Source organism: Shewanella sp. SR1 (assembly GCF_020447145.1).
Taxonomy (GTDB): domain Bacteria; phylum Pseudomonadota; class Gammaproteobacteria; order Enterobacterales; family Shewanellaceae; genus Shewanella; species Shewanella baltica.
Map to the genome: position 1 here is coordinate 1 of NZ_JAJAEF010000031.1, position 24,091 is coordinate 24,091.

Genomic DNA, 24,091 nt, shown 5'->3' on the forward strand with positions numbered 1-24,091 from the left:
ATGCGGTATTAGCAGTCGTTTCCAACTGTTATCCCCCTCGACTGGGCAGATCCCTAGGCATTACTCACCCGTCCGCCGCTCGCCGGCAAAGATAGCAAGCTATCTTCCCGCGGCCGCTCGACTTGCATGTGTTAGGCCTGCCGCCAGCGTTCAATCTGAGCCATGATCAAACTCTTCAATTAAAGTTTTGTTGTTTGACTTACGTCAAACGGCTCAACGAATTCTGTTCGACTCCTATTTATTCGAAAATAAGTAGTAAGTCTTTGTACATATTGCTATGAACACTCATCACTCTCGTGAAAGAATTGGTTGATTTAAATTTTTGACTGCCAACCCGAAGGTCAAGCAGTTTCGATTAACTCAACACCTGTGAGTGTCCACACAGATTTGCTTGATAAATTGTTAAAGAGCATGGTTAGCAGCTTATTCAGCGTTTAACCGTTGACCCCGCTGGGTCAGTGGATGCGCATTATAGGGATGTCAGATTTTACCGCAACCCCTTTGACGCGAATAATTACGAAAAACGATTCAAGCGCACACTTTTTAAACTAAAAGTGTGTTTTAACGCCAATATTATCGAATTTGTGCTGAGTTATGGGAAAAGATGAGGCTAACCCAGCGCTAGAAATGACAAGAGCCAACCTATTGGTTAGCTCTTTATTCAATGTTGGATCGCTTTTAACGCAAACTCTTATCCAACAAGAGCGGCAACTCGCGCTACTGGTTACTATGATAGTTGCTGCTTGAGATGAACTTATCAGCAAATGTTTATCTGCTTATAAGTAGTAGCGTAGCAACTAGCCTAGGCTTTTTATGTAAGCCGGCACATCGGCAATACTGTCCAGTACCACTGTGGCATCACTGTCATCAGCAATAACCTTACCACTGCGCACTAATATGCGAGTGGTCACGCCCGCCGCTTTCGCTGCCTGCATATCTTCGGCTTTGTCGCCAACCATGACTGAGTACACTAAGTCGATTTTCAAGAATTGCGCCGCATCATTGAGCATACCCGGCTTAGGTTTACGGCAATCACAGTCGACCTTATATTCCCCGATGCCATTTTCAGCATGGTGCGGGCAATAGTAGATACCGTCGAGTTCAACGCCTTTGTCCGCAAAGTTCCAATCCATCCACTCCGTTAAGCTGTGGAATTGATCTTCTGTATACATACCACGGGCAATACCAGATTGATTTGTGACGACAACTAACTTGTAGCCCATTTCCTTCAAAGAGAGGCAAGATTCAAACACACCTTCGATATATTCGAAGTCATCCACTAAGTGGACATAACCATGATCTTTGTTAATCACGCCATCACGGTCTAAAAATACTGCTCGACTCACTGTAATACTCCAAAATCGCCTAAGGCGTTATCGCGCTATTATTCCATTCATTATCAGAAATTGCACCGCGAAGTTGTGCTTTTAGCGCTAAATTGAGCGTTAGTGATGCTTATCGCTAGATGCGGATAACACCTTGCCCCGAGAGTCTCAATGCTGCATAGCCTTTATCCTGCGAAATCAACGCCCTCAGGCAAAATGTTTAACCGGTAAGCCTAATTTAATCGACTAGTCGAAGTACTTCATTGCAGTAGATAAACAGCGCACTTAGGAAAATGATGGCTGTCGCATTAAAGATTGTTTCCAAGAAAGGCGCATAATTGAGAGAGCCAAAACCATCAAAACCCCTGCCGTTTGGGCATTGTTAATCCCTAAGATGCCGCACTCAATCAAGCATTCCCCTTTATTTGTGGTGTTTTTAACGGTAATCTTGGGCAGATAACGAGAAAATACCCGAAATAGACGGAAATAATGAGTCGAACTACGCCTATAGTCCACAAAACCCGCACCCAGTTAGTTGTTGAAGTGCTCAGAGAGAGAATTCTTTCAGGTGACATAGCCGCAGGAGAACCACTCAGACAAAGTGCCTTGGCTGAAGCGTTAAATGTCAGCCGCATTCCGGTGAGAGAAGCCTTATTGCAACTCGAAGCCGAAGGACTCGTTAAGTTTGAGCCTCATAAAGGTGCAACGGCGACCGTGTTATCCGTCGAGCAAGTCACCGAACTTTTTGAATTACGTGCCATGATCGAAACCGATCTGCTCGCTAAGGCGATCCCACTGCTTCAAGAAGCTGATTTAGAAAAAGCAGAACGTGTACTCGAACAATTGGAGTCGGCCTTCAAACATGAAGATGCCGTTGCCAGTTGGAGCGAGTTGAATACGCAATTTCACACTTGCTTATATCAGGCGGCTAATCGCCCACACACCCCTGAGGTTGTTCACGGCCTCAATACTAATTGTGATAGATACATTCGTTTGCAGTTATTGCTCGCGGGGGGGGATTCCTGCTGCAGAGCATGAGCACAGAGCTTTACTCAACCACTGCAAACTGAGAGAAACAGAAAAAGCGACGGCGCTACTGCGTCATCATATTCTGCATGCCGCAATGACAATTCGAGATCTCGTCGCCAAACAGGTGGTCTAGATCACGGACGGCCATTAGAGTTGCCGATAAGCTTTGTTGTCGATTCAAGGCAGCGCTCAGGTTCTGCCTTTTTTATTTGAGAGAAACCACCATGCAGTACGCCACTATCACAGGTTGGGGCAAATGTGTTCCACCAGCCACGCTGACCAACGATGATCTTGCGACCTTTATCGAGACATCCGATGAATGGATTAAATCTCGCACCGGCATCAGCCAGCGCCATATCAGTCATGTTAACACCTCTGAACTCGCTTCAGTTGCAGCACAACGCGCGCTCGCAGCTGCGGGTATCGATGGCAGTGAAATCGACATGATCATTCTGGCTAGCGCCAGCCCAGACACTTTGATCCCGAATATCGCATCAACTGTACAAGCTAATATTGGCGCCAGTTGTGCCGCGTTCGACATCAATGCAGCCTGCAGTGGCTTCTTATATGGCTTAGGTTTAGCCAGCTCACAAATCAAGAGTGGTCAGAGCAAGAAAGTATTGGTGATTGGTGCCGAGCGTCTCTCTTTCTATTTAGATTGGTCACGCCGCGAAACTGCCGTGTTATTCGGTGATGGCGCTGGTGCCGTTGTCGTTGAAGCAACAGATGTTGCCGGTGGCGTGCTTGGTTATGAACTGAATAACGATCCTGAAGGTCGTGACATTCTTAAAGCGGGCTTTGGCACGGCGATGGACAGATTCTCTGCCGAGTCATTGGATTTCTTTATTGAATTCGATGGCCAAGAAATCTTCAAGCGTGCGATTAACGGCATGAACAAGTTGAGCACTAAAGTGCTTGAAAAATGTGGCGTTGATAAAGATGAAGTGGATCTTGTTATCCCGCATCAAGCCAACGAGCGCATTATCGATACCTTAGTCAGTCGGATGAAAATTCCGAAAGAAAAAGCCTTCGTTAACATTGCCAACTATGGCAATACCTCAGCGGCAACTATCCCAATTGCGATTTGTGATGCATTAGAGCAAGGCGTGATTAAGCCGAATCAAACCATACTCTCTTGTGCCTTTGGTGCCGGCTTAACCTCTGCCGCACTCTTGCTGCAATGGGGCGATCGCGTGACGCCTATCAATATCAGTGATGCCGAGTTACCGCCTTGCGATAAAACGGGCATAGAGTTAGTTAAACGCGCTGTGGATTATTTTTGTAAGCCATAAACGGTTTCTGCAAAACAATAACATCTTGTTTTACGAAGAAAAAAAGCCATCTTAATCGATGGCTTTTTTAGTTTATGACGACAGATCTTATTCATTCAGCTTGCTCATGATCATCTCATCCCAATAGATAGCTTGATTAAAATGCTCGGCGAGTTTTTGATTTAACTCATTAAAACCTTTAACCACCTCTTCGCCCTTTTGACTAATACAAGACCAGACAAATCGATGGCAGTTATTGTCAAATAAATCGTACTCACGATATTGATAAATCGCCTGCTCGGCGCGGGTCAACACAGCATCGGCGATGAGCGGTTGATGCAGATGATTACAGGCAAGATAGATTTGGCTGCCAGTTCGCCCCGCCAAGAAACGCTTTACCGACACCGCCCGCACCAACCCTGAACCGTGTAACTCTACTAAGCAATCGTCACCCAGCCAGATACCCGTATGTTCAATCACGCCAAAAACATAACAACAGACGATACTGCCTGGGATTGGCGCAACTTGTTTTAATCCCTTTTGCCATTGACTCGGCGCCGCCACCATAGCGCGATTGGCAACGGGATACTTAGGAGCCTTACCGAGTACTCTGTCGCGCTCAAGTTGCTGACGCTTCTCGCGCTCATCGGCCAACAAAACCGCGCCAATTACGGCACTGCCCATCCAAAGCAAAGGTAACGGCATCATGTTCTCCTACACACTCAGTTTATTAGAGTGAAGTACAAGTTGGTTGGATTGCCAAGTTGGCGGCATTGAATTTAAGCTTTAAAGTCAAGCTTAGGATTGGGTTTCAAGTCTAGCCTGTCAGTGATTAACCTAAGATGAAATCAGAGTGAGATCAGAGTGAGATTAAAGTTAAATCAGCGTAAAACAGCATCACCCCAACTCAATTAACTCATCCACAAAGAGTGAGTTAAAACTGAAACAGCTAAGTCGATTGCCGCAATAAATCTGCCACAGTTAGTTGCCCCGCCCCGCCCATAGCCGCCATTTGTGCCAGTAATAATTCCCCGCAAGCTAAAGCATCGGTCAGCGCGCTATGGGCTGTATAAATGGGTAAACCGTAACGTTCGCGGCAAGCGCCAAGGCGCAAACTGCCCTCTTTAATCACTGAGTGTTCCCGTAGCAAACGATGCCTTTCAAGCATGAGTGTATCAATGGCGGGTAGGATGAGGGCTTGATGATAAATCGCCAATAAATCCTGCTGCAGAAAGCGACAATCTAGCGGAGCATGATGCGCGACCAGCACCCGACCATAGGTTTGATTGATAAACCAGCCCATGGCTTCCTCAATCGTTACCGCCTGCACCAGATGATTATCGAGGATCCCGTGGATCGTCGCGCTTTGGCCAACACTACCGCGAATTTGCACTAATTTTTGCTCGGCGCGCGCTAAAGGGATCTCGCCGCGCTCAATCGGCACTAAGCCAATACTGAGGATTTGATCTTGCTGCGGATTGAGACCTGTCATCTCTAAATCCATCGCCACCAAAGGTGCTTCGGATAACGGCATCGCCAGCAGAGGTAATAGCGAGTGATAATAGCCCTTAAATAACTGATGTTGGCAACGCAGCGCCCGCCAATTAAGTTTCGTTTTCAGCAGCAGTGTATTCATATCAAAAACTTCGCATGAACTTCATCTTCATCCCCGCCTGCGCCTCATGCACCACTTTAAAGGCATCACGTAGCTGATGGCGGACCAGCGAAGATAAATGTGCGGGTAACAGATAATTGCTCACCTCTAGCCCGAGATTATGTTGATAACCTTGGTTCGATAACCGCATATGGGCGATAAACTCGTGGGCATCGGCAAGATTAAGCGCATCTTTACGATTGAGAATGTTTGCGTCCATCAAGGCACGGATACGTTTCGCAGTATTCACTTCCTTGATCCCTGCCGACAGGGCATAAACGCGGGCAATGTCGTTGATTAAAGCATTGCCCTTATGCTTCAAATCTATGCCTTTGACTTCGCTGCCATCACGTTCGAGGACAAATTTGCGGAAAAAGCCCAGCGGTGGCGACTCCACCAGCGAATTACCTGTCATGCCCGCGAGGAAAATATCGTTATCACGGGTTTGAGCCAAGACTTTATCCTGCAGCGCATCAAATAAGGTTTGTGGGCCGTACACCGAGCGCATATCAAAGAAGATACTGGCGTGCAGTAACGCCTTAGGCTCGGGCGTTATTACCCATTTTTCAAATACTTGTTGCCACTGTTTAAGCGACATTCGCCACTGTGGGTTTTGCGCCATAATGTTGCCGGGGCAAAACTCATAACCGCATTGGTCAAGCCCAGCGCACACCGCATGGGTTAAGGCATCGAAATAACCTTTGGCAAAATCATCCATCTCTTCTGCGACTAACAGACCATTATCTTGATCCGAACAAGCTGCTTGATCTTGGCGTCCCTGCGATCCAAACGCCAACCAGCAAAAAGCCATGGGCGGCTCGCCGAGCAATTGTTGATTGAGCACGATTAACCGCCGTGTCAGCGCATCGGTGACTGACGTTAATACTCGGCCAATTTCTTCGGCTCTGGCATCCGCACTGATCAAATTTTGCAGTAACAGCGGAATTTGCTTACTGACGCTAATTAAACTGGCAAGATCCTGCTGACGTTCAATCTCGCCAATCAACAGCAGCGGTTGCGAGCCCTGCCCGCGCAAGATGTCAGTACTGGTCACCATGCCGATAGCTTTATCTTGGTCGATAATGGGTAAGTGATGAATGTTATGTTCGCTCATCAGCAACATGGCTTCAAAAATCAACGCATTGGATGAAATTGAGATCGGCGAAACCGTCATGGCTTGATGCACTGCGATATGGCCGTCGAGCCCCGCCGCTAACACCCGATTACGCAAATCCTTATCGGTTAAAATCCCAACTAGCTTGTGATTATCCGTGACCAACAGGGATGACACTCGGCTGTTTCGCATTAAGAGTGCCGCCTGCGTCACGCTCGCGTGGGCATCGATAACAATAGGCGCGGATGACATTAACGTGCTGATCCGACTAGTAGTCGTCAGATCTTTCGCCTTAAAGCGAGCCTCATGACGTAAACGTTTAGCAAATGCGCGGGTAAAAAACTTATCGAAGTTGCGGCTCTCGCTTCTGAGATGATCGAACAAGCTTTGGGGCAAATGATAAACCAAACCGTCTTCGAGAATAGCGACCTTGTTGACGACTTTCTCCCCCGATAACAAGGTCGAAAAACCAAAAAACTCCCCCTCGCCGACTCTATCGACCAGCACGCCTTCAGGATCGCGCACCTCAAAGGCGCCGCTACGCACCATATACAACTTGGGCGAATTAGCATCGAAATTGACATAACCAGAGGCTTTACTGTAATACCCGACAGTGACAGCCTTAGCACAGCGCACCACAACATCTTCAGGCAGAGTATCAAAAGGCACTAGCCCTTGTAGAAATTGCACTACGGGTTGTAACTCACTGGCATTCATAGGCAACACCTTCTGTTAGGCGAAACTTTTACTTATATGTCATCACTATAGCCTGCATTGTCGCTGCGCTACATTCGACTAAAGTCAGCCTTAGGATGCTCCCGTTAACTCCTCAATAGACTCATTCAACTACAGGGCAAAATACTTTCCAAATGCGCAATAAAAAAGAGCGCCGAAGCGCTCTCTTGTGTTGATGCAATGATTAAGCGATGAGCTTAGTGACCGCTCGCTTCACCCGAACCTTTAGGGAAACGAATAGATTCGACCATCTCCTGAACATGTAATGGCGTTGCCGTAGTCACACGACTCACTAACGCTGCCACACCGAAGTTCACTAACATACCCACCATACCGATACCTTCTGGTGAAATACCGAGGAACCAGTTAGCGGCAACGTTATCCGCTGGATTCACAAACTTAAAGTAGATGATATAAGCCGCAGTAAACAGTAGACCCGTTAACATACCGGCAATCGCGCCTTCTTTGTTCATTGTCTTAGAGAAGATGCCCATGATGATCGCAGGGAACAGTGATGATGCAGCTAACCCGAAGGCGAACGCTACCACTGCGGCCACAAAGCCTGGTGGATTCACCCCAAAGTAACCCGCAATCACAATGCCCACACCCGCCGCTAAACGAGCAAACATCAGCTCTTTTTTATCGGAGATATTTGGCATCAGGTTTTTCTTGAGTAAATCGTGTGAGACCGAGGTTGAAATCACCAACAACAAACCCGCAGAAGTCGACAAGGCCGCCGCTAAACCACCCGCTGCAACCAAGGCGATAACCCACGCTGGCAAGTTAGCGATTTCTGGCGTCGCTAATACTATGATGTCGTTATCGATCTTCATTTCGTTTTTGCTAGCAGGATCTTCCATCTTGCCGGCGGCATAGTAAAGTTTGCCATCGCCGTTTTTGTCGTTCCACTTGATTAAGCCGGTTTTTTCCCAGTTTTTAATCCACTGCGGCGCAGACTCATAAGCCACACCTTGCGAATCAGCACCGTTAATGGTTTCAATCATGTTGACGCGAGAGAACGCTGACAACGCAGGTACTGTGGTATACATGATACCGATGAACACTAACGCCCAACCCGCAGAGATACGCGCATCTTTCACTTTAGGTACAGTAAAGAAACGCACGATAACGTGGGGTAAACCCGCAGTACCCATCATTAACGCGCCAGTAATACAGAACACATCAATCATGCTCTTAGAACCGTCGGTGTAAGGGGCAAAGCCAAGTTCAGTTGACACATTGTTGAGTTTTTCAAGCAAGTAAACACCACTATTATTACCGGCGGCATCGAGCAATTCAGCACCGAAACCCACTTGTGGAATAATGTGGCCTGTCATCATCACAGATAAAAATATGGCTGGCACCATGAATGCGAAAATCAATACACAGTACTGAGCAACCTGAGTGTAAGTAATCCCTTTCATACCACCGAGTACGGCGTAGAAGAACACGACCGCCATACCGATATACACGCCCGTGTCGACTTCCACTTCTAAGAAGCGCGAGAACACCACGCCCACACCGCGCATTTGCCCTGCAATATAGGTAAAACAAATAAAGATGGCACAGATAACTGCGACAGTACGTGCGGCCTGTGAGTAATAACGCTCACCAACGAAATCTGGCACAGTGAACTTACCAAACTTACGTAAATACGGCGCCATACACAGAGCCAACAATACGTAACCGCCCGTCCAGCCCATTAAGTACACGCTACCGTCGTAACCGACGAAAGACACAATACCCGCTAATGAAATAAACGACGCCGCTGACATCCAGTCCGCCGCCGTCGCCATACCGTTAACTACTGGGTGAACACCGCCACCTGCAACATAGAATTCTTTGGTTGAACCCGCTCGGGTCCAGATTGCAATCCCAATGTAGAGCGCAAACGAGAGCCCTACGATAATATACGTTAGTGTTTGAACATCCATCTCAACGCTCCTTAGTCTTCTTGTACGTTATATTTTTTATCTAAGGCGTTGGCTTTTGCCGCATAGACAAAAATAAGCGCAACGAATACATACATAGATCCCTGCTGTGCAAACCAGAAACCTAATTTGAATCCCATGAAATGGACTTCATTGAGTACATCAACCAATAAAATGCCGCATCCAAAAGAGACTGCCGCCCAAATGGCTAGTAAGCTCAGAACGAGACGAATATTCTCGCGCCAATAACCTTTTGCCTTGTCATTGTTTTCAAAACCCATAGTGACTCCCCTGTGCTGTTTTAATTTTAAGTCTTGTTTAATCTAGCAACAGCTGGTGTGAGCACAATCACGACTTTCGTCTAACTCGTGATTCAAAACGCTGTCCATTAATAGTGAATAGAAATAAATTCAACAAGTTAACAATGATTTTACATTTAGATACAGTTTCAACTTTTTCAACAGGTTAGACCAATGTCGAACAAGAATGAGTGGGATTTAGGTAGATAAGGCGGGAAAACAAGCAAGAAACAGGAATAACGTGTTGTCTGAGCAGGAAAAATTAGAAGTTTAATCAGCCTTAAAGATGACTTTAGACTGACTGCACGTCACTTGATTTAGGATTTTCAATGCTGAGGATTGATGAGATATCAGCATTCGTTCTTCAATCAATAGGCGATTTCAAATCACTCATCCAAGTCACGTTAGGCTGGCAGCAAAGCCGTTTCATTTCAGCATTTCACTTAATAGTCATCGCGTAGTTTGATTCACAACTGCTGTTTCAATTTCAGGCAAAAAATAACCCAACCTAGGTTGGGTTATTAACGCTGGATTGGCGAATAGCGGGATAAGTTTCCCAATGCGGCTCGCAAGGCGCTTACTCGTTAGCCGCGATGAGTCTAGTCTCCATTTATTAAACGCGGTTACTTCGCGGCTAAAAACTTAACTAATGCAGCTAACTCTTCTGGCGTGTGCGCGGTCGACGTCAGCATATAACGGCCATTAACCAGTAATGAGGGTACGCCCTTGATCCCCGCAAGCTCAGCTTGAGAGTCATAATTCATTAGGGTGAATTTGGCATCGACGGAATTCATTGCGGCATCAACATCATCCACCTTAGCGCCTTGGGCAACAAAGAAGGCTTTAACCTGTTCAGGTGCTGTAAATTGCTCACCTTTCTCATGGATTTGCTTGAAAATAGCGCCATGGGTTTGCTTAGTCATCTTTAATTTTTGCGCCACATAGTAGGCAAGCTGACTCAGTTCCCAAGCAGGACGGCCGGCGCCCACAGGGGTACGTTCAAAAGCCACATCTTTGCCGAGCAGTTGCACTGTCAGGTCCATAAGCGGTTCTTGCTTATAGCAATGTGGGCAGTTATAGGAGAAAAACTCTCGCAGTACTGGTTTTTGTGCTTCGGTAATCCCCGCCACAGTGACGTAATCTTTGCCTCCTTCGAAACTTGCGGCCTGCAGTGCAAAGCTGGCACTCAGCATTAATCCGCACGCCAATGCGGCTATAGGTCGAACTCGATTAAACACGCTCATTATATTGTCTCTTTTTATTCGTCATTGGTTTAAATAAGGATGACACATTCGCTCAAGCAAAACTTGGAACCCAAAGATAACCTAAAAGTTCGGCTTTTACCTTTAACAATAATTAACCTTTCTCAACATGCCGCTAGCATATCCAGCGGAGAAGCATACTGATATCGAAAGCCTAAATCTGAGACAATTGCGTCACCTTGGATGACTTTACTCGGCATGGATTGTTGATTAAATTCGGGTGCGACTAAACCAAGGGACTCGGCGGCGGCGTGATAAAACTCAGCTTTAGTGGGGTGTGTCGGCGCGCAAAGATTATAAATCGGTGCCACAGATAAACCTGAACCCGTTGCCGCGAGAATCCGACTTACCGCGCTGACGCAATCACTTAAGTGGACTAAATTCACTGCCACATTGGCGCCACTGACATCGGTTTTTCCGGCAAGGAAACGTCCAGGGTGGCGTTTGGGGCCTACGAGTCCAGCAAAGCGGACAATACAGGCATGTGGCAAGGCTTGAAATAAAGCTTCTGCATCTAATAGCACTTGGCTGTCGCTAGATTCTGCCAAGGCATCGGCTTCGGTCATCACTTTATCTTGGGCCGGATACACGCCCGTTGTGCTGATAAACACAATCTGCTGATATTGCCAGCCTTGGGTTAATGCGATGAGTTGTTGCAGTTCTTCAAGATACGCGGCGTTACCGCGCTTTAATCGGGGAGGAATATTGACCACCAGATAATCGGTTTGAAATAAACCGCTTAACGCTTGAGCATCGGGGGCAGAGGGTGCTTCGCTACCCAATTGCAGCGGATAGGCTTCAATCCCGACCTCAGTTAATACCGATAATTCGTCGGCGCTGCGCTTACAGCCTGTGACTCTATAGCCCTCATGGACGAGCTGCTTTGCTAAAGCAAAACCAAACCATCCACAACCGACTAAGGCAACACTGGATTTTACTGCGCCGTTTTCTGCTTTTATATTCGCCATATTAGCCCTAAGGGAATCATATCAGCGGATAGAATACGGAACTTAGCGCATAAGATTCAAGTTTGTAGCGAACTAAAATAAAAACTAACCCCTTTATCGACTTGCAAGGTACGAATAGCGCCCTCGGACAATTCTTCCGCTTTGATGGCTTTTTGCACTGTCACGCCTTCGTCACTTAAGAAACGCAGCGATGCTTCACTCCCGTCCTCTTTACAAGCCCACACTTGGGGCTGACTCACTTCTTTAGTGGTCATCATGACTTTTGCCACGCTATCATCCGATAACCTGACAATTGTCCCAGGGGGGTAGATGCCGAGAATTTTAACCAACACAGAAATCAGTGACTCTGAATGTTTACTCGCACGGTTTTTAAACAAATAACCTAATGCCACTTGAGGAGATGTCACTTGCTGACCACTGAGCTGCTGATCGTAATCATTTGCTAAACTCACGATCTGCGTAATGATTGGGATCTTATGCCCCGTCAATCCATCAGGAAATCCTGAACCATCAACAAACTCATGGTGGTGTAAAATGATATTCAACACCTCTTTGGGGAATAATCCCGACCGATTCAACATGTCAAAACCAAAATTAGGATGCATTTGCAAATAGCTGGCTTCGTGTGTCGTCAGCGCGCCACGCTTTCGGCGGATGACATCGGGCACTTTAAGCTTACCGATATCATGCAGCAAACTGCCAAGAGCGATATCACGCAACTCTCTTGGGGTTAAATCCAGTGCATGACCTATCATCATTGCCAACACAGCCACAGAGACGCCATGTTGGGTCACACTCACATCTTTCTCATCCATCCCAACCAAGGTAAGGAACGGTGTTTCAACTTCCTGCAAATGGCTTAGCAAGTCTTCGACCAGTGCCGCCGATAATCGATAGGCGCCTTCAGGATCGCTGACTATTTTACCAAACACATTACGTGAGTTATTCACATTCATTAGAAAACGTTTCTGACTCAAACGCATCGCCTTACGGGTATCGGCCTTGAGATCCCGTTCGGGTTCGACTGCTATCTCGTCTTCAATGTCTTCGTCTTCTTCAACAATATCCAGTTCTGCATTCGATTCCGATAACAAAAACACATAGGGGACGCCTAGGCCACGGATCATTTCGATTTGAGCGGCACTGCTGATATCAACGCGGTTAAATAAAAAGGGGTGATTCGTCCATGACAAGGGCAACTTGACTCTCATGCCAAGTTGAATTTCTGATAGTGATAATTTTTTTTGAGGTACTTTTGCCACGCAGTATGACTCCTTTCAAATGTGATGCAGGACATAAACAGATGACCTCATCTGCGTATCCAACAGGGCACATTCAAGCTAAGTACATATAACTATAGATGATTCAAAGCGTTCGATGCAGAGTACAAATGAAAAATCCTTATCAAACTGAGGCATAAGACACATTAATTTGTGCCCTGCGCCTCAGAGTTAAATAAAGAGACTAAATAACAATAGGATAGGATCTTAAGGCTGAAGCTCTTTTTGTTCTATTTTTGGCTCTTCTTTTGGCCAGTCACGGAGATAATAACTGAGTCGCTTCGATTTAATGAGATAAATGCCCGACCAGAACAAGACTAACGCGTCTAAAGCGAGGCTCCAATGGAACAAGAACTGACCATGGATCAGCCGCTGCCCCAGCAAGACACCATCAATCATCAGCAGCAACCACAGGCCCCATTTTAAATGCACAAAAATAGGTCTTAACCATTGAGGCGAACGGCGACGTTCTGCAATCACCACAAGATAAATCAAAACCGCGCCAAGTCCCGCCCCAAGTGCTAGCAAAAAATCTGACTTTTCAGGGTAGAAAATCCGCACTAACTCAGAACGGTCACCCATCTGGGTCAGCGAGGCGATAAAAATGCACCAACCGCGCGCAAGATAAGCCAAGAGTGCATATAAAAAGATCGGCGGTTTAATATGGCCTTTATCATCGAGCCAAGTGATGTGACTAAAATTCAAATAGGTTTCCAATTAGCAAAATCTAAAACAGCATATCAAGGAGATGGTGCCAATCGCGGCTAATTCAATAGCCAAAGCAGACTATCTTTCCATGTCGTCATTTTTGCTATGCCACATAAAAATAGCGCCTTGGGCAAGGCGCTATTTAATGCTCACTATTCAGTGGTTTTTAAACTGTAGATGCGAAACGCCAGACAAAAGCCAACGGCCTATTTCAGCCCACAGCAATCAAGCGCTCGCGGCGAGGAGTGCCAATAACTCATCCTCATCCATCACTTTAACGCCAAGCTCCTGCGCTTTCGCAAGTTTTGAACCTGCCGCCTCACCTGCCACTAAGCAATCGGTATTTTTCGACACACTGCCAGCAACTTTTGCACCCAGTGCCTGCAGCTGCGCCTTAGCATCATTACGATTGAGCTGATTTAAGGTCCCGGTCAATACCCAGGTTTGGCCTTTAAGCGGCTGTGCATCTGCACTTGGCGCCTCAATGGCGGGCCAATGCACACCAGCAGCGATTAAGGCATCGATAACCTCAAGGTTATGCGGCTGAGCAAAAAAGTGGGCCACATGCTGGGCCACCACGGCGCCAACATCTTCCACTTCAGTTAACTGCTCCACAGTTGCCACCCGCAGCGCATCTAAACTGGCAAAGTGCGCCGCAAGGTTTGCCGCTGTCGCCTCGCCCACTTCGCGAATGCCCAAGGCATATAAGAAACGCGCAAGTGTTGTGGTTTTGGCCGCTTCAATCGCCGCCGCTAAATTGGTTGCCGACTTCATCCCCATGCGGTCGAGCATAGTCATCATAGAGGCGGTGAGCTTAAACAGATCCGCAGGACTTTGGACGAGTTCTTTATCAATCAATTGCTCGACGACTTTATCGCCCATGCCATCAATATCTAAAGCCTTGCGGGATGCGAAATGCTTAATCGCTTCTTTACGCTGCGCTTCGCAGAATAAACCACCGCTACAGCGCGCTACAGCCTCACCTTCTAGACGCTCGACTAAACTGCCACACACAGGGCAATTATGCGGAAATACAATGTCAGTCGCCGTTTCAGGACGTCTTTCTGGCACTATGGCAACTATTTGTGGGATCACATCGCCAGCGCGGCGGATGATCACAGTGTCACCGACTTTAATGCCTAAGCGGGCAATTTCATCGGCATTGTGCAGCGTCGCATTCGATACCGTCACGCCACCAACAAACACTGGCTTTAAGCGCGCCACTGGCGTTACTGCGCCGGTACGGCCCACTTGAAAATCAACCCCTTCGAGCAGGGTCATTTCTTCCTGCGCAGGGAATTTATAGGCAATCGCCCAGCGGGGAGATTTAGCCACAAAACCTAAACGTTGCTGCTGGTCAATGTCGTTAACTTTCATCACGACGCCATCGATTTCAAAGGCTAAATCGCCGCGACGAGTAAGAATGTCTTTGTAGTAATCATAGACTTGGCTTAATTCAGCGCAGACTTTGATTTCGCTACTAACAGGTAAGCCCCACGACTTAAGCTGCTGTAACTGCTCGAAATGGGTTTTAGCTAACGGATGAGAATCCGGCTCAACAACGCCCAACGCATAAGCATAAAAAGCCAATGAGCGGGCGGCGGTAATTTTACTGTCAAGTTGTCGCAGGCTACCGGCAGCAGCGTTACGTGGATTAACAAAGAGTTTTTCATCCTTGGCGCGCGCCCTGTCGTTCAGCGCTTCAAAGGCGGCTTTCGGCATAAAGGCTTCGCCGCGCACTTCAACGAGTTCAGGGAAATCATTACCGCGTAATTTAAGCGGTATCGATTTAATGGTTTTAACGTTTTCAGTGATGTCTTCACCCACAGCACCATCGCCGCGGGTCGCAGCGCGCTCAAGCACGCCATGGCGATACAAGATACTCACGGCAAGGCCATCAAGTTTAGGCTCGCAGCAAAAACTCACCTCACCGACTTTATCGGTGACACGTTTGTGGAAAGCACTGAAATCAACCTCATCGAAGGCGTTATCCAGACTTAACATAGGCTTAAGATGAGTGATCTGATCAAACTTGGCGAGCGCCAATCCGCCCACCCTTTGAGTCGGTGAATCAGCCACAATCAAATGGGGATATAACGCCTCAAGCTTGAGTAAACGCTGCATCAACCTGTCGTACTCGGAATCGGTAATGCTCGGCGCATCATCCACATAGTAACGAATGTTGTGCTCGTTCAGTGATTGGCTGAGCACCTGCATCACCTGCGATGCGTTTTCTGGGGTAACGTCTTCAGATAGAAGTGTATCGAGTTGAATGTCTTGCATATTCTTTATCCAGAATGCTTTAGATCACAAAAGTAGATCATAAAAAATGAGGCCGCAATTAGCGGCCTCATCAATATATAAACCGCCAAATTGCGGCGTCGACTAAGCGTTAGCGCGAATGCGGTGTAAATAATCTTGCTTAGTAAACTCACCCCAAGGCAGACGTTGACCGTCGAGCACTACGGCATCGATATCGTCTGCAAGTTGGCGCGCAGAGTTAAGCATAATCGAGAAGTTCATTAAGGCATCGCCGTAACAAGGTAAAGTCATAAAAAATACCACACCTTGGGTACTGAACTGCTCCATGTTATCAGGGTCAAATACGCCAGGTTTCAGCATGTTAGCAATAGAGAACAAGACTTTACCATTGCCCGCGTTATCCACATGGCGATGGAAAATGTTCATATCGCCATATTTAAAATTCAAGGTTAAGAAACAAGGAAGCAGTTCGGCGCCGTTCAGCTGTTGGCCATCTTTTGCGACCACATGTAAAACCAGCACGTCGCGTGGCTCACCTAATTCATCTTCAGCGGCATGTTCGACAAAAGCCTCTTCTTGATGGTCTGCTTGATGTTCATTTTCTTCAAACAAGGCGGTTTGCTGCGGCGCGGCACGTAGCGCTTGTTCTTGCTCAGCGGCTTTTTGCGCCACGATAGCAGCATGGGATTGACCCATTTGCGGCGCTGGCGTACTAGTGTGAACATTCGTGAGAGTGTTCGCTTGCGTGCTCAAGACAGGCTCATGGCGCGAAACTTTAGGACCACGGTGTTGCTCTTTTGCCACAGGTGGCTGCAAGCTAAAATCTGGCTGAGCTGGAATAGGTTCGTGTTTCGCTTCTACTTTGAGCTCTGGTTTAAGCCCTTGTTTAAGTTCTGCTTTAAATTCTGGCGATGTCAATTCTTGCGGCTTAGCGTCTAGCTTTACTTCTTGTTTCAAATAAGGATTGGCCGCGGGAGTCTCGTTGTTAGGCGCAAGTTCGCCAGCTTTACGCACTCGCACAGCGCCAATACCGTCGGCATCAAATCCTTCGGCATCAATTCGCTTAGGGCTCGACTCACCTTTCTCTGCCTGTTTCTTATAAAAATTGCCCATTGGACTATCTTTCAATGACTTAGGTTGTTGTCTTCTGATAGACCAAAATCCATGCACCAGCACAGCAACTATGGCTATGGCGCCTAAAACAAACAATACTAGTTGCAAATCTTCCATTGGTTACCCTGTCTTTGTTCTAGTTATCCAGCGTCAGCCATCGCCACCGCTTGCTCTATGTCTACCGCGACTATACGAGACACACCGGGCTCGTGCATAGTCACGCCTATAAGTTGATCAGCCATTTCCATGGTTATTTTGTTATGGCTGATATAAATAAACTGTACGCTCTGTGACATTTCTTTCAGTAATCGACAGAAACGTTCTACGTTGGCATCGTCTAATGGCGCATCCACTTCGTCTAGCATACAGAAGGGAGCAGGATTCAGCCTAAAAATTGCGAATACCAATGATAAAGCGGTTAAGGCTTTTTCACCACCCGAAAGAAGATGGATTGTGCTGTTCTTCTTACCTGGCGGCTGCGCCATGATAGTGACGCCAGTTTCCAGTAAATCATCGTCCGTTAACGCTAAGTAAGCTCGACCGCCACCAAACACCTTTGGAAATAAGCGTCCGAGATCTTCATTGACTGAGTCAAATGTCGTCTTAAAGCGGCTTCGGGTTTCTTTGTCTATCTTACGGATCGCTTCCTCTAAGGTCGCCAGTCCCTTATTTAAATCGTCATCTTGATGATCAAGATAGGATTTTCGCTCACTTTGCTGTTCAAATTCTTCGATAGCCGCAAGGTTAATCGCACCTAAGCGAACAATTTTCTGCCGTATTTGATCTAAATCACTCTGCCACTTGTCAGGCATGCCCTCCGCGGGCAGGTTTCCAAGGATTTCAGACAGAACAATTTGCTGTTCCTGTAAGGCTTCCAGCTGACTATTGGCTTGGCCTTTTATTCCTTCACGACGTAACTTTAACGTGCTCAGGCTTTGAGTCAAGCCCTCAAGCTTACCAAGCTCTTGTTTTTGCTTTATTCCTATACTGTTTAATGTCTCTGTGAGCCCACTTTGCTGCTGACGGACGTTTTTTAAGCCCTGTTGTTGCTCATGTTGTTGCTGCAATAACTGCGTTAACTGCTCAGTCAGCTGCACACTATTTTGTACGCCACTCAATTGGGCGACTTTGGCAAGTTCAGTTAACACTGACTCACGAGTGTGGATAAGTTCATTGACTCGCACTTGCTGTAATTCAATTTGTTCGGTACTGACGGCCATGCGCATCGTTACAGCTTGTAAGGCAGAAGCTGTGGTCGATAACTGACGTTCAACCTCAGTAATACGCGCTTTCAATGCTTGATGGCGCACGCTATCGGCCTGCGTGTCTTGGGTGAGTTGTCGCTGGATATCTAGACTCGCCTGCAACGCATCATCAAGCTCTGTTTCTTGTTCTGCCAATAATTCGAATTGCTCGCTCAAGCGTTCAATGTCAATCAAGCTCGCGCTTAATGCCGCTTCAAGTTTGCTCTGCTGCTCAGCGCGCGCCTTCACTTGCTCAGTTAAGCCTCTGAGCTGCATCGACTTTGTCGCTTTATCCAACTGTAATTGATGCAATTTTTGCGCGCCAGCAGTCAATTGTTGTCTTTGCTGCTGCAAGGTAGCCGCAAGTTCCGTCATCTTATCTTGCTGTAGGTGCAAGGATTGCTGCAAATCGAGGATGTTTTGCGCTAACTGGGCTTGCTCTTTGCTGAGCTGTACCAGTGACTGAGCACCCTCTGTCTTAGTGATTAAAAAACCTTGCCCGAGGAGATACCCGTCAGCGGTGACTATCCGCTCATCGGTCTTTAACTGCCGCAGTAGCTGTTTTGCCGCGTGAATATCTTTTGCCCACTTAAGCCCCGCTAACCAAGGGGCAAGATTCACCTCAGCCTGTAAATACTCACTCTGGGTGGATTGCGACGCTAAAGCTTGAAACCCCACTTCGGTCTCAGTGACGCCAACGGGCAAGGTCAACAAGCCATTGAGGGCGAGTTCGGCCGCGGTTTCCCAACCATTTTCAACGGTTAGACTCTGCCATAACTGCGGTTTATCACTTTGCTGTTCCTGCTTAGTCAACCACTGTTCAACCAGCTCATGGCGCGCTTTAGTCGCGGTTAATTGCTGCTGAATGTGCTCGGCGCTATGGCGGGCGTCATCCAAAGCTTGCGTGCTTGCGCTAACAATTTGTTCTTGCTGATGATTAATCTCGGTTTGTAGCCTAGTGGCGTCAGCAAGAGACGCTATTTCTTGTTGCAGTGGTGTGATGTTTGAGGCGAGGTCGCTGTCCACTAAAGCGACGAGCTGCGCTTGCTGCTCACTGCTTTGCTGCTGTTTATGCTGTAATAATTGCTGCTGATGCGCTAACTGACTGCGGCGCAGTTCAAGCTGTAACTTATGCTGCGAAACATCCACGGCCTGTTGGCGCGCCACTTCGGCCTGCTGCTGACTGCGCTCTATGCTCATTTCCCATTGGGATTGCAGCTCATCCATGATTTCTTGCTGTTCATCATGCTGCGGCCCAAGCTTGGCAAGCTCAAGTTCTAACGCGCTAAGACTCGCTTTATAGCCGTTGAGCTTATCGGTGTTTTGCAGGATCTGCTCTTTCACTTGCGCCAACTGGGTTTCGAGCTGGGCATCACGCTGCTTTTGATTCTGTAACTGTTGTTCTAACTTAGCGATTTCGGTGCCCGTCAGATAATAGGCTTCGACCGCGCGTTGTTCTTGCTCCGCTAATTGGGCGAGTTGCACTTGCAATTCAGTGGTTTGCAATTCATCGGTTTGCGCCAGCGACTGCGCCGCCGCTTGCTGCACTTCGATGGCGCGGATTTGCTCAGACAGACTCGCCATCTGATCTTGCAACTCTTGATAGCGCATCACGAGGAGTTCAGCATGGGTCTTGCGCTCGGCCTGTTTAAGCTCGCGATATTGCTTCGCGGCCTTGGCCTGCTGCGCCAGTTTATCTAACTGTTTGCCGAGTTCACTGCGAATATCGCCTAAACGCTCGAGGTTTTCGCGGGTATGGCGGATACGGTTTTCGGTTTCACGGCGGCGTTCTTTATAGCGAGAAATCCCTGCGGCTTCTTCAATAAAAGTGCGCAAGTCTTGGGGTTTAGATTCGATAAGGCGGGAAATGGTGCCTTGCTCAATAATGGCGTAACTGCGCGGACCAAGGCCTGTGCCCATAAACAAGTCGGTAATGTCTTTACGGCGACACTTTTGGCCATTGAGAAAATACCAAGACTCACCGTCTCGACTCACCTGACGCTTAACGGCGATTTCTTCGTAACTCGCATACTGGCCCGCGAGGCGACCATCTTTGTTTTCAAAAATAAGTTCAACACCCGCCACAGACACAGGTTTTCGCGCGCTTGAGCCGTTAAAGATCACGTCGGCCATCGAATCACCGCGCAGATGTTTCGCCGAACTCTCACCCAATACCCAACGCACGGCATCGATCACATTCGATTTACCGCAGCCATTTGGGCCAATAATGGCGGTTAATGCCTGTAAAAAAGGAATTTTAGTGGGATCGACAAACGACTTAAAGCCGGCAAGTTTTATCTGTTTTAATCTCATGGTGCCAGTTAGCGCGTCTCTGAAGTCTGGCCCGAAAATGAGCCCAGTGGTGCAAATACATTTATCGGCCAACTTTAACAAAGCAGGCAGCATTTTGTAACGCTTTTTATTGAATTCATGCGGCTTTTAGCTTGTCATCTGCCCATGAGTTGATCACAATCGCAGTTATCTTTATATCAGGCTGTCTCTCAAGCTGTAGCCCAACTTTTTGGAAAGACGATATGACACAGAAGAAAACCTTGCCCTTCCCAGCCAAAAGCGGCGTTAATTATTTTCTCGATGGCTTTGGTTTAATTACACGTAAAGGCCTGCGCACTTTCGTGTTTATTCCCTTGATGATCAACCTGCTGCTGTTTGCGGGCGTCATTTATGTAGCAATAGGCCAGTTAGATACGCTATTCACTTGGATGAATGCCCAGTTGCCTGACTACTTAAGCTGGTTAAACTTTTTACTTTGGCCACTCGCCGTCACCACTATGCTGGTGATGCTCGCCTTTGTGTTCAGCTCGGTAATGAACTGGCTCGCCGCCCCCTTTAATGGTCTGTTGGCTGAAAAAGTCGAGCAGCTGTTAACTGGCAAGCCGCTGAATACCGGTTCTGGTATTGATTTAATCAAAGACTTACCGCGTATCCTTGGGCGTGAGTGGATAAAACTCAAATACTATCTGCCCCGCGCATTGGTATTTTTATTGCTGTTTTTAGTGCCTATGGTGGGCCAAACGCTGGCGCCAATCTTATGGTTCCTGTTCAGCGCTTGGATGATGGCAATTCAGTACTGCGATTATCCCTTTGATAACCATAAGGTCAGTTTTAAGGATATGCGCTTTGCCTTGAATCAAACCCGTGGCACGAGTTTTAGCTTTGGCGCCACTGTGACACTGTTTTCGATGATCCCTATCGTCAACTTTATCGTGATGCCTGTGGCGATTTGTGGCGCAACGGCCATGTGGGTCGACAAGTATCGTGAAGCCTACCGCAATCATGTAATAGCCCCAGAATAATCAAAGATACAAATACTTATCTAAAATGATGTGGGTTTGATATTGATTCCTGCAACATAAAAACAGCCTCAATTGAGGCTGTTTTTATTGATAGGCTTTTTATTAAAAAATTTTCTATGGAGAGATTTTTTATTGATAAAGATCGCAGAACAATCTGCGCTGCCAAGTTCAGCTTAGCACTTCTGCAAAATCACACTGCCGATGGAATATCCCGCGCCAAAGGAGCTTAACAAGCCTAAATCACCCGCTTTAAAGTCGCTGGAATACTTGTGAAATGCAATAACAGAGCCCGCGGATGCGGTATTGGCGTACTCGTCTAACACGACAGGCGCTTGTTCCGCTGACACATCATCCCCAAGCAGCTTTCGCACCACGAACTGATTCATGTTGATGTTCGCTTGATGCAACCACAAACGCTTGAAAGACTGCGGCGTTAACGCTTGTTCGGCCAGATATTCATCCAAATGTTGGTAAATCATCGGCAGCAGCTCTTTAAACACTTTGCGCCCTTGTTGGTGGAACAGTTTATCGGCCTGATGGGCAGCACTGGGATCGCAGCGATTCAAGAAACCAAAATTACTGCGAATATTATTCGAATAATCAGTAAAACAGCGGCTTGAGAGGATTTTAAACACATTGTCAGATTGAGCTAGGCTTTGCTCTTCCAGTACCAGTGCGGTCGCGACATCACCAAAGATAAAATGGCTGTCACGGTCGCGATAATTCACTTGCGCCGAACAAATCTCAGGGTTGATGACTAACACTCTTGAAGCTGAGCCCGTCGCAATCGCATTAGCAGCGGCAACAATTGCAAAGGTTGCCGATGAACACGCCACTTGCATGTCGTAACCATAACCGCGCGTTCCGAGTGCACGTTGAATTTCAATCGCCATCGCAGGATAGGCACGCTGAGTATAAGCACAGGCGACAATCACCAGATCAATCTGCTCAGCTTTGAGATTGGCATTGTTAAGTGCCATCAATGCGGCTTCAACCCCAATTTCAGCCTGCATAGATAACTCGTCGCTGCTGCGCTCTGGAATTAACGGCATCATGACTTCGGGATCGAGAATGCCCTCTTTCACCATCACATATCTGTGCTTGATGCCCGAGGCCTTTTCAATAAATTCGCTCGAGGAATAGGACAAAGCCTCGACATGGCCTTGCTCGATTAAGCCTGCATTTTCAAGATTGTAAATATCCACATAGGCATTGAAGCTCTCAACTAAGGCTTCATTAGAAATACTGTGGGGCGGCGTAAATAAGCCACTCCCCGAAATCACGACCTGTTTCATAGGTGCTCCGAACGGGTGCTTGTTGTAAGGTGAGCAGAGGCGGCATCATCACTCGTAAGCGCGGGCGCTAACTCACTTTGCCCCTGTACTTGCTGCTCTAATCGTTGCTTTTTATGCATTTGTGCTAAGTCTATCACGACTGTTGAAGATATTTTATCTTGGATCCCCTGCCGATTGGCATCCCAAAATATTTGCATAAAGCCAAGTAAGCCAGTAGTGAAGCCTGCAGCGTAACCACCATAACGGCCAAAGGCGGACCATAAACTGATTTTAGCGCCATCGAGCTGGATCACCCGAATGCCAAGCATCTTCTTACCTAAGGTTTGACCATCAAACCGCGCGGTAAAGACGGTAAAGTAAAACGCCGCCCAACCAAAGCCCAGCCCCATATCACTCATAAAGCCTTTAACCCAAGCGATAACACTGTGGGTGGTGGATTCCTCTTCATCATCGGTGCTTTTCACTCTTGTGCTTGGCGAAGGTACTTTTTTGGTTGTGTCTGTCGTTTCGGTTACTTTTGCAGTGTTAGCCGCAACACCTTGCGCGGGGTCAGTTGGTTCAATATTTTCAATGGCTTGTGTCGACTTAGGCTCAGACTGAGTATCAGGCATTTGCAACTCAGCTTGGGGCGCGATAACTGGCCACAAGGTGCCATCAAGCACTTCCGTCTGGAGCTTTTCGCTGTCTGCGGCAGACAAACTACTGTTGGCGATGGCGCTAAGGACTATCTCCCGTCGCTCAATCTCTGTCATGCCCTTTGATGCTGAAGCGTTTTCTATCACCTCGCGCAGGGATTGAACTTGAGTTTTACCACAAGCGTAATTATCACAAAGGCTCAACGAAATGATGGCAGGAAGCGAGGTAATAATTTGTTTACCCAAGGCAGACCCCTCAACTGCCTGCTCATTATCGGTATTGTTTGAGCCATTAACATTAAGCAGGTTATCGGCGGTCGTGAGCAACATAAAAGCTAACATTGCGGCATAAAGTCCCCATTTGAGTAAACGACCCAATTGATGACTGCGTTTCTCAATATAAATGATACCGACCACCAGCAATACAAACATCCAATCCATCTGCTCCGCTAACACTGTGATCAGTAAACCATCAATCAACATGGCTAAAGCACGTTTTAAGGGCGCCGCCAATGGCGTATAAAGTACAGTGTCTGCAATGGTAAAAGCATGGGGAGTCACCATAGTTTTTGGGTCTTTGCCCAAATCCGTTTGCTGTTGTTTCATGTTTGCGTCTTGTCCGATACGAGTGATAGGCTTGTTTTACGATTGA

The 24,091-nt window shown here is 47.3% G+C and carries 17 protein-coding genes, 1 rRNA gene and 1 pseudogene; 3 read left to right on the forward strand and 16 right to left on the reverse strand.

Going from position 1 to position 24,091, the window contains the following annotated elements:
* Positions 1–182: ribosomal RNA gene (locus tag KV201_RS19925) — 16S ribosomal RNA — on the reverse strand; the annotation flags it as partial.
* A gap of 615 nt (positions 183–797) precedes the next feature.
* Positions 798–1,346 (reverse strand): D-glycero-beta-D-manno-heptose 1,7-bisphosphate 7-phosphatase, encoded by a 549-nt coding sequence (gmhB, locus tag KV201_RS19930; RefSeq protein ID WP_226060346.1) that lies wholly within the window; start codon positions 1,344–1,346, stop codon positions 798–800.
* A 468-nt stretch (positions 1,347–1,814) separates the two neighbouring features.
* Between gmhB and KV201_RS19935 the strand changes: the two are divergent.
* Positions 1,815–2,487: pseudogene (locus tag KV201_RS19935) on the forward strand (GntR family transcriptional regulator).
* Between the two features lie 91 nt (positions 2,488–2,578).
* Positions 2,579–3,646, forward strand: coding sequence for a ketoacyl-ACP synthase III (locus KV201_RS19940; protein ID WP_006082137.1), 1,068 nt, complete (start codon positions 2,579–2,581; stop codon positions 3,644–3,646).
* A gap of 87 nt (positions 3,647–3,733) precedes the next feature.
* On the opposite strand, the gene KV201_RS19945 is transcribed toward KV201_RS19940, so the two are convergent.
* The 12 genes from KV201_RS19945 to smc form a co-directional block, all read right to left on the reverse strand.
* Positions 3,734–4,330 carry a lecithin retinol acyltransferase family protein gene (locus tag KV201_RS19945; protein ID WP_226060348.1) on the reverse strand — a complete coding sequence of 199 codons (597 nt, stop codon included), beginning with the start codon at positions 4,328–4,330 and terminating at the stop codon, positions 3,734–3,736.
* A 244-nt stretch (positions 4,331–4,574) separates the two neighbouring features.
* On the reverse strand, positions 4,575–5,261 hold the full coding sequence (locus tag KV201_RS19950; RefSeq protein WP_226060349.1) for an exonuclease domain-containing protein: 687 nt from the start codon (positions 5,259–5,261) through the stop codon (positions 4,575–4,577).
* Position 5,262: 1 nt separating this feature from the next.
* Entirely contained in the window at positions 5,263–7,110 is a 1,848-nt protein-coding gene (locus tag KV201_RS19955) for a DUF294 nucleotidyltransferase-like domain-containing protein (protein WP_006082140.1), read from the reverse strand.
* A gap of 215 nt (positions 7,111–7,325) precedes the next feature.
* Positions 7,326–9,062 carry a sodium:solute symporter family protein gene (locus KV201_RS19960; RefSeq protein WP_226060350.1) on the reverse strand — a complete coding sequence of 579 codons (1,737 nt, stop codon included), beginning with the start codon at positions 9,060–9,062 and terminating at the stop codon, positions 7,326–7,328.
* Positions 9,063–9,073: 11 nt separating this feature from the next.
* Positions 9,074–9,340, reverse strand: coding sequence for a DUF4212 domain-containing protein (locus tag KV201_RS19965; protein WP_006082142.1), 267 nt, complete (start codon positions 9,338–9,340; stop codon positions 9,074–9,076).
* A 641-nt stretch (positions 9,341–9,981) separates the two neighbouring features.
* Positions 9,982–10,602 (reverse strand): thiol:disulfide interchange protein DsbA/DsbL, encoded by a 621-nt coding sequence (locus KV201_RS19970; RefSeq protein WP_226060351.1) that lies wholly within the window; start codon positions 10,600–10,602, stop codon positions 9,982–9,984.
* 122 nt (positions 10,603–10,724) lie between these two features.
* Positions 10,725–11,588 (reverse strand): SDR family oxidoreductase, encoded by an 864-nt coding sequence (locus tag KV201_RS19975; protein ID WP_226060352.1) that lies wholly within the window; start codon positions 11,586–11,588, stop codon positions 10,725–10,727.
* A gap of 56 nt (positions 11,589–11,644) precedes the next feature.
* A complete protein-coding gene (locus tag KV201_RS19980; protein WP_012587387.1) occupies positions 11,645–12,850 on the reverse strand; it encodes an HD-GYP domain-containing protein in 1,206 nt (401 codons plus the stop codon).
* 225 nt (positions 12,851–13,075) lie between these two features.
* The gene (locus KV201_RS19985; protein WP_012587386.1) at positions 13,076–13,573 is read right to left on the reverse strand and encodes a DUF2919 domain-containing protein; all 498 of its coding nucleotides are present in this window, start codon (positions 13,571–13,573) and stop codon (positions 13,076–13,078) included.
* A 228-nt stretch (positions 13,574–13,801) separates the two neighbouring features.
* Positions 13,802–15,859, reverse strand: a complete 2,058-nt coding sequence (gene ligA, locus KV201_RS19990) for an NAD-dependent DNA ligase LigA (RefSeq protein WP_226060353.1) — start codon at positions 15,857–15,859, stop codon at positions 13,802–13,804.
* A gap of 102 nt (positions 15,860–15,961) precedes the next feature.
* Positions 15,962–17,068, reverse strand: a complete 1,107-nt coding sequence (zipA, locus tag KV201_RS19995; protein WP_226060354.1) for a cell division protein ZipA — start codon at positions 17,066–17,068, stop codon at positions 15,962–15,964.
* Positions 17,069–17,091: 23 nt separating this feature from the next.
* Positions 17,092–20,508, reverse strand: a complete 3,417-nt coding sequence (gene smc, locus KV201_RS20000) for a chromosome segregation protein SMC (protein ID WP_226060356.1) — start codon at positions 20,506–20,508, stop codon at positions 17,092–17,094.
* Between the two features lie 221 nt (positions 20,509–20,729).
* Between smc and cysZ the strand changes: the two genes are divergently transcribed.
* Positions 20,730–21,509, forward strand: coding sequence for a sulfate transporter CysZ (gene cysZ / locus KV201_RS20005; RefSeq protein WP_226060357.1), 780 nt, complete (start codon positions 20,730–20,732; stop codon positions 21,507–21,509).
* 173 nt (positions 21,510–21,682) lie between these two features.
* Here the strand turns inward: cysZ and KV201_RS20010 are convergent, their stop codons facing one another.
* Positions 21,683–22,804 (reverse strand): beta-ketoacyl-ACP synthase III, encoded by a 1,122-nt coding sequence (locus KV201_RS20010; RefSeq protein WP_226060358.1) that lies wholly within the window; start codon positions 22,802–22,804, stop codon positions 21,683–21,685.
* Complete coding sequence (locus tag KV201_RS20015) at positions 22,801–24,045, reverse strand: RDD family protein (protein WP_226060360.1); 1,245 nt, start codon at positions 24,043–24,045, stop codon at positions 22,801–22,803. The genes KV201_RS20010 and KV201_RS20015 overlap by 4 nt, the downstream gene beginning before the upstream one ends.
* Positions 24,046–24,091: the final 46 nt, after the last annotated feature.

What these genes read in the sequence shown, in the direction of transcription:
- KV201_RS19940 (WP_006082137.1), top strand. Translation starts at nt 2,579, where the DNA reads ATGCAGTACGCCACTATCACAGGTTGGGGCAAATGTGTTCCACCAGCC.
- KV201_RS19945 (WP_226060348.1), bottom strand. Translation starts at nt 4,330, where the DNA reads ATGCCGTTACCTTTGCTTTGGATGGGCAGTGCCGTAATTGGCGCGGTT.
- KV201_RS19950 (WP_226060349.1), bottom strand. Translation starts at nt 5,261, where the DNA reads ATGAATACACTGCTGCTGAAAACGAAACTTAATTGGCGGGCGCTGCGT.
- KV201_RS19955 (WP_006082140.1), bottom strand. Translation starts at nt 7,110, where the DNA reads ATGAATGCCAGTGAGTTACAACCCGTAGTGCAATTTCTACAAGGGCTA.
- KV201_RS19960 (WP_226060350.1), bottom strand. Translation starts at nt 9,062, where the DNA reads ATGGATGTTCAAACACTAACGTATATTATCGTAGGGCTCTCGTTTGCG.
- KV201_RS19965 (WP_006082142.1), bottom strand. Translation starts at nt 9,340, where the DNA reads ATGGGTTTTGAAAACAATGACAAGGCAAAAGGTTATTGGCGCGAGAAT.
- KV201_RS19970 (WP_226060351.1), bottom strand. Translation starts at nt 10,602, where the DNA reads ATGAGCGTGTTTAATCGAGTTCGACCTATAGCCGCATTGGCGTGCGGA.
- KV201_RS19975 (WP_226060352.1), bottom strand. Translation starts at nt 11,588, where the DNA reads ATGGCGAATATAAAAGCAGAAAACGGCGCAGTAAAATCCAGTGTTGCC.
- ligA (WP_226060353.1), bottom strand. Translation starts at nt 15,859, where the DNA reads ATGCAAGACATTCAACTCGATACACTTCTATCTGAAGACGTTACCCCA.
- zipA (WP_226060354.1), bottom strand. Translation starts at nt 17,068, where the DNA reads ATGGAAGATTTGCAACTAGTATTGTTTGTTTTAGGCGCCATAGCCATA.
- smc (WP_226060356.1), bottom strand. Translation starts at nt 20,508, where the DNA reads ATGAGATTAAAACAGATAAAACTTGCCGGCTTTAAGTCGTTTGTCGAT.
- cysZ (WP_226060357.1), top strand. Translation starts at nt 20,730, where the DNA reads ATGACACAGAAGAAAACCTTGCCCTTCCCAGCCAAAAGCGGCGTTAAT.
- KV201_RS20010 (WP_226060358.1), bottom strand. Translation starts at nt 22,804, where the DNA reads ATGAAACAGGTCGTGATTTCGGGGAGTGGCTTATTTACGCCGCCCCAC.
- KV201_RS20015 (WP_226060360.1), bottom strand. Translation starts at nt 24,045, where the DNA reads ATGAAACAACAGCAAACGGATTTGGGCAAAGACCCAAAAACTATGGTG.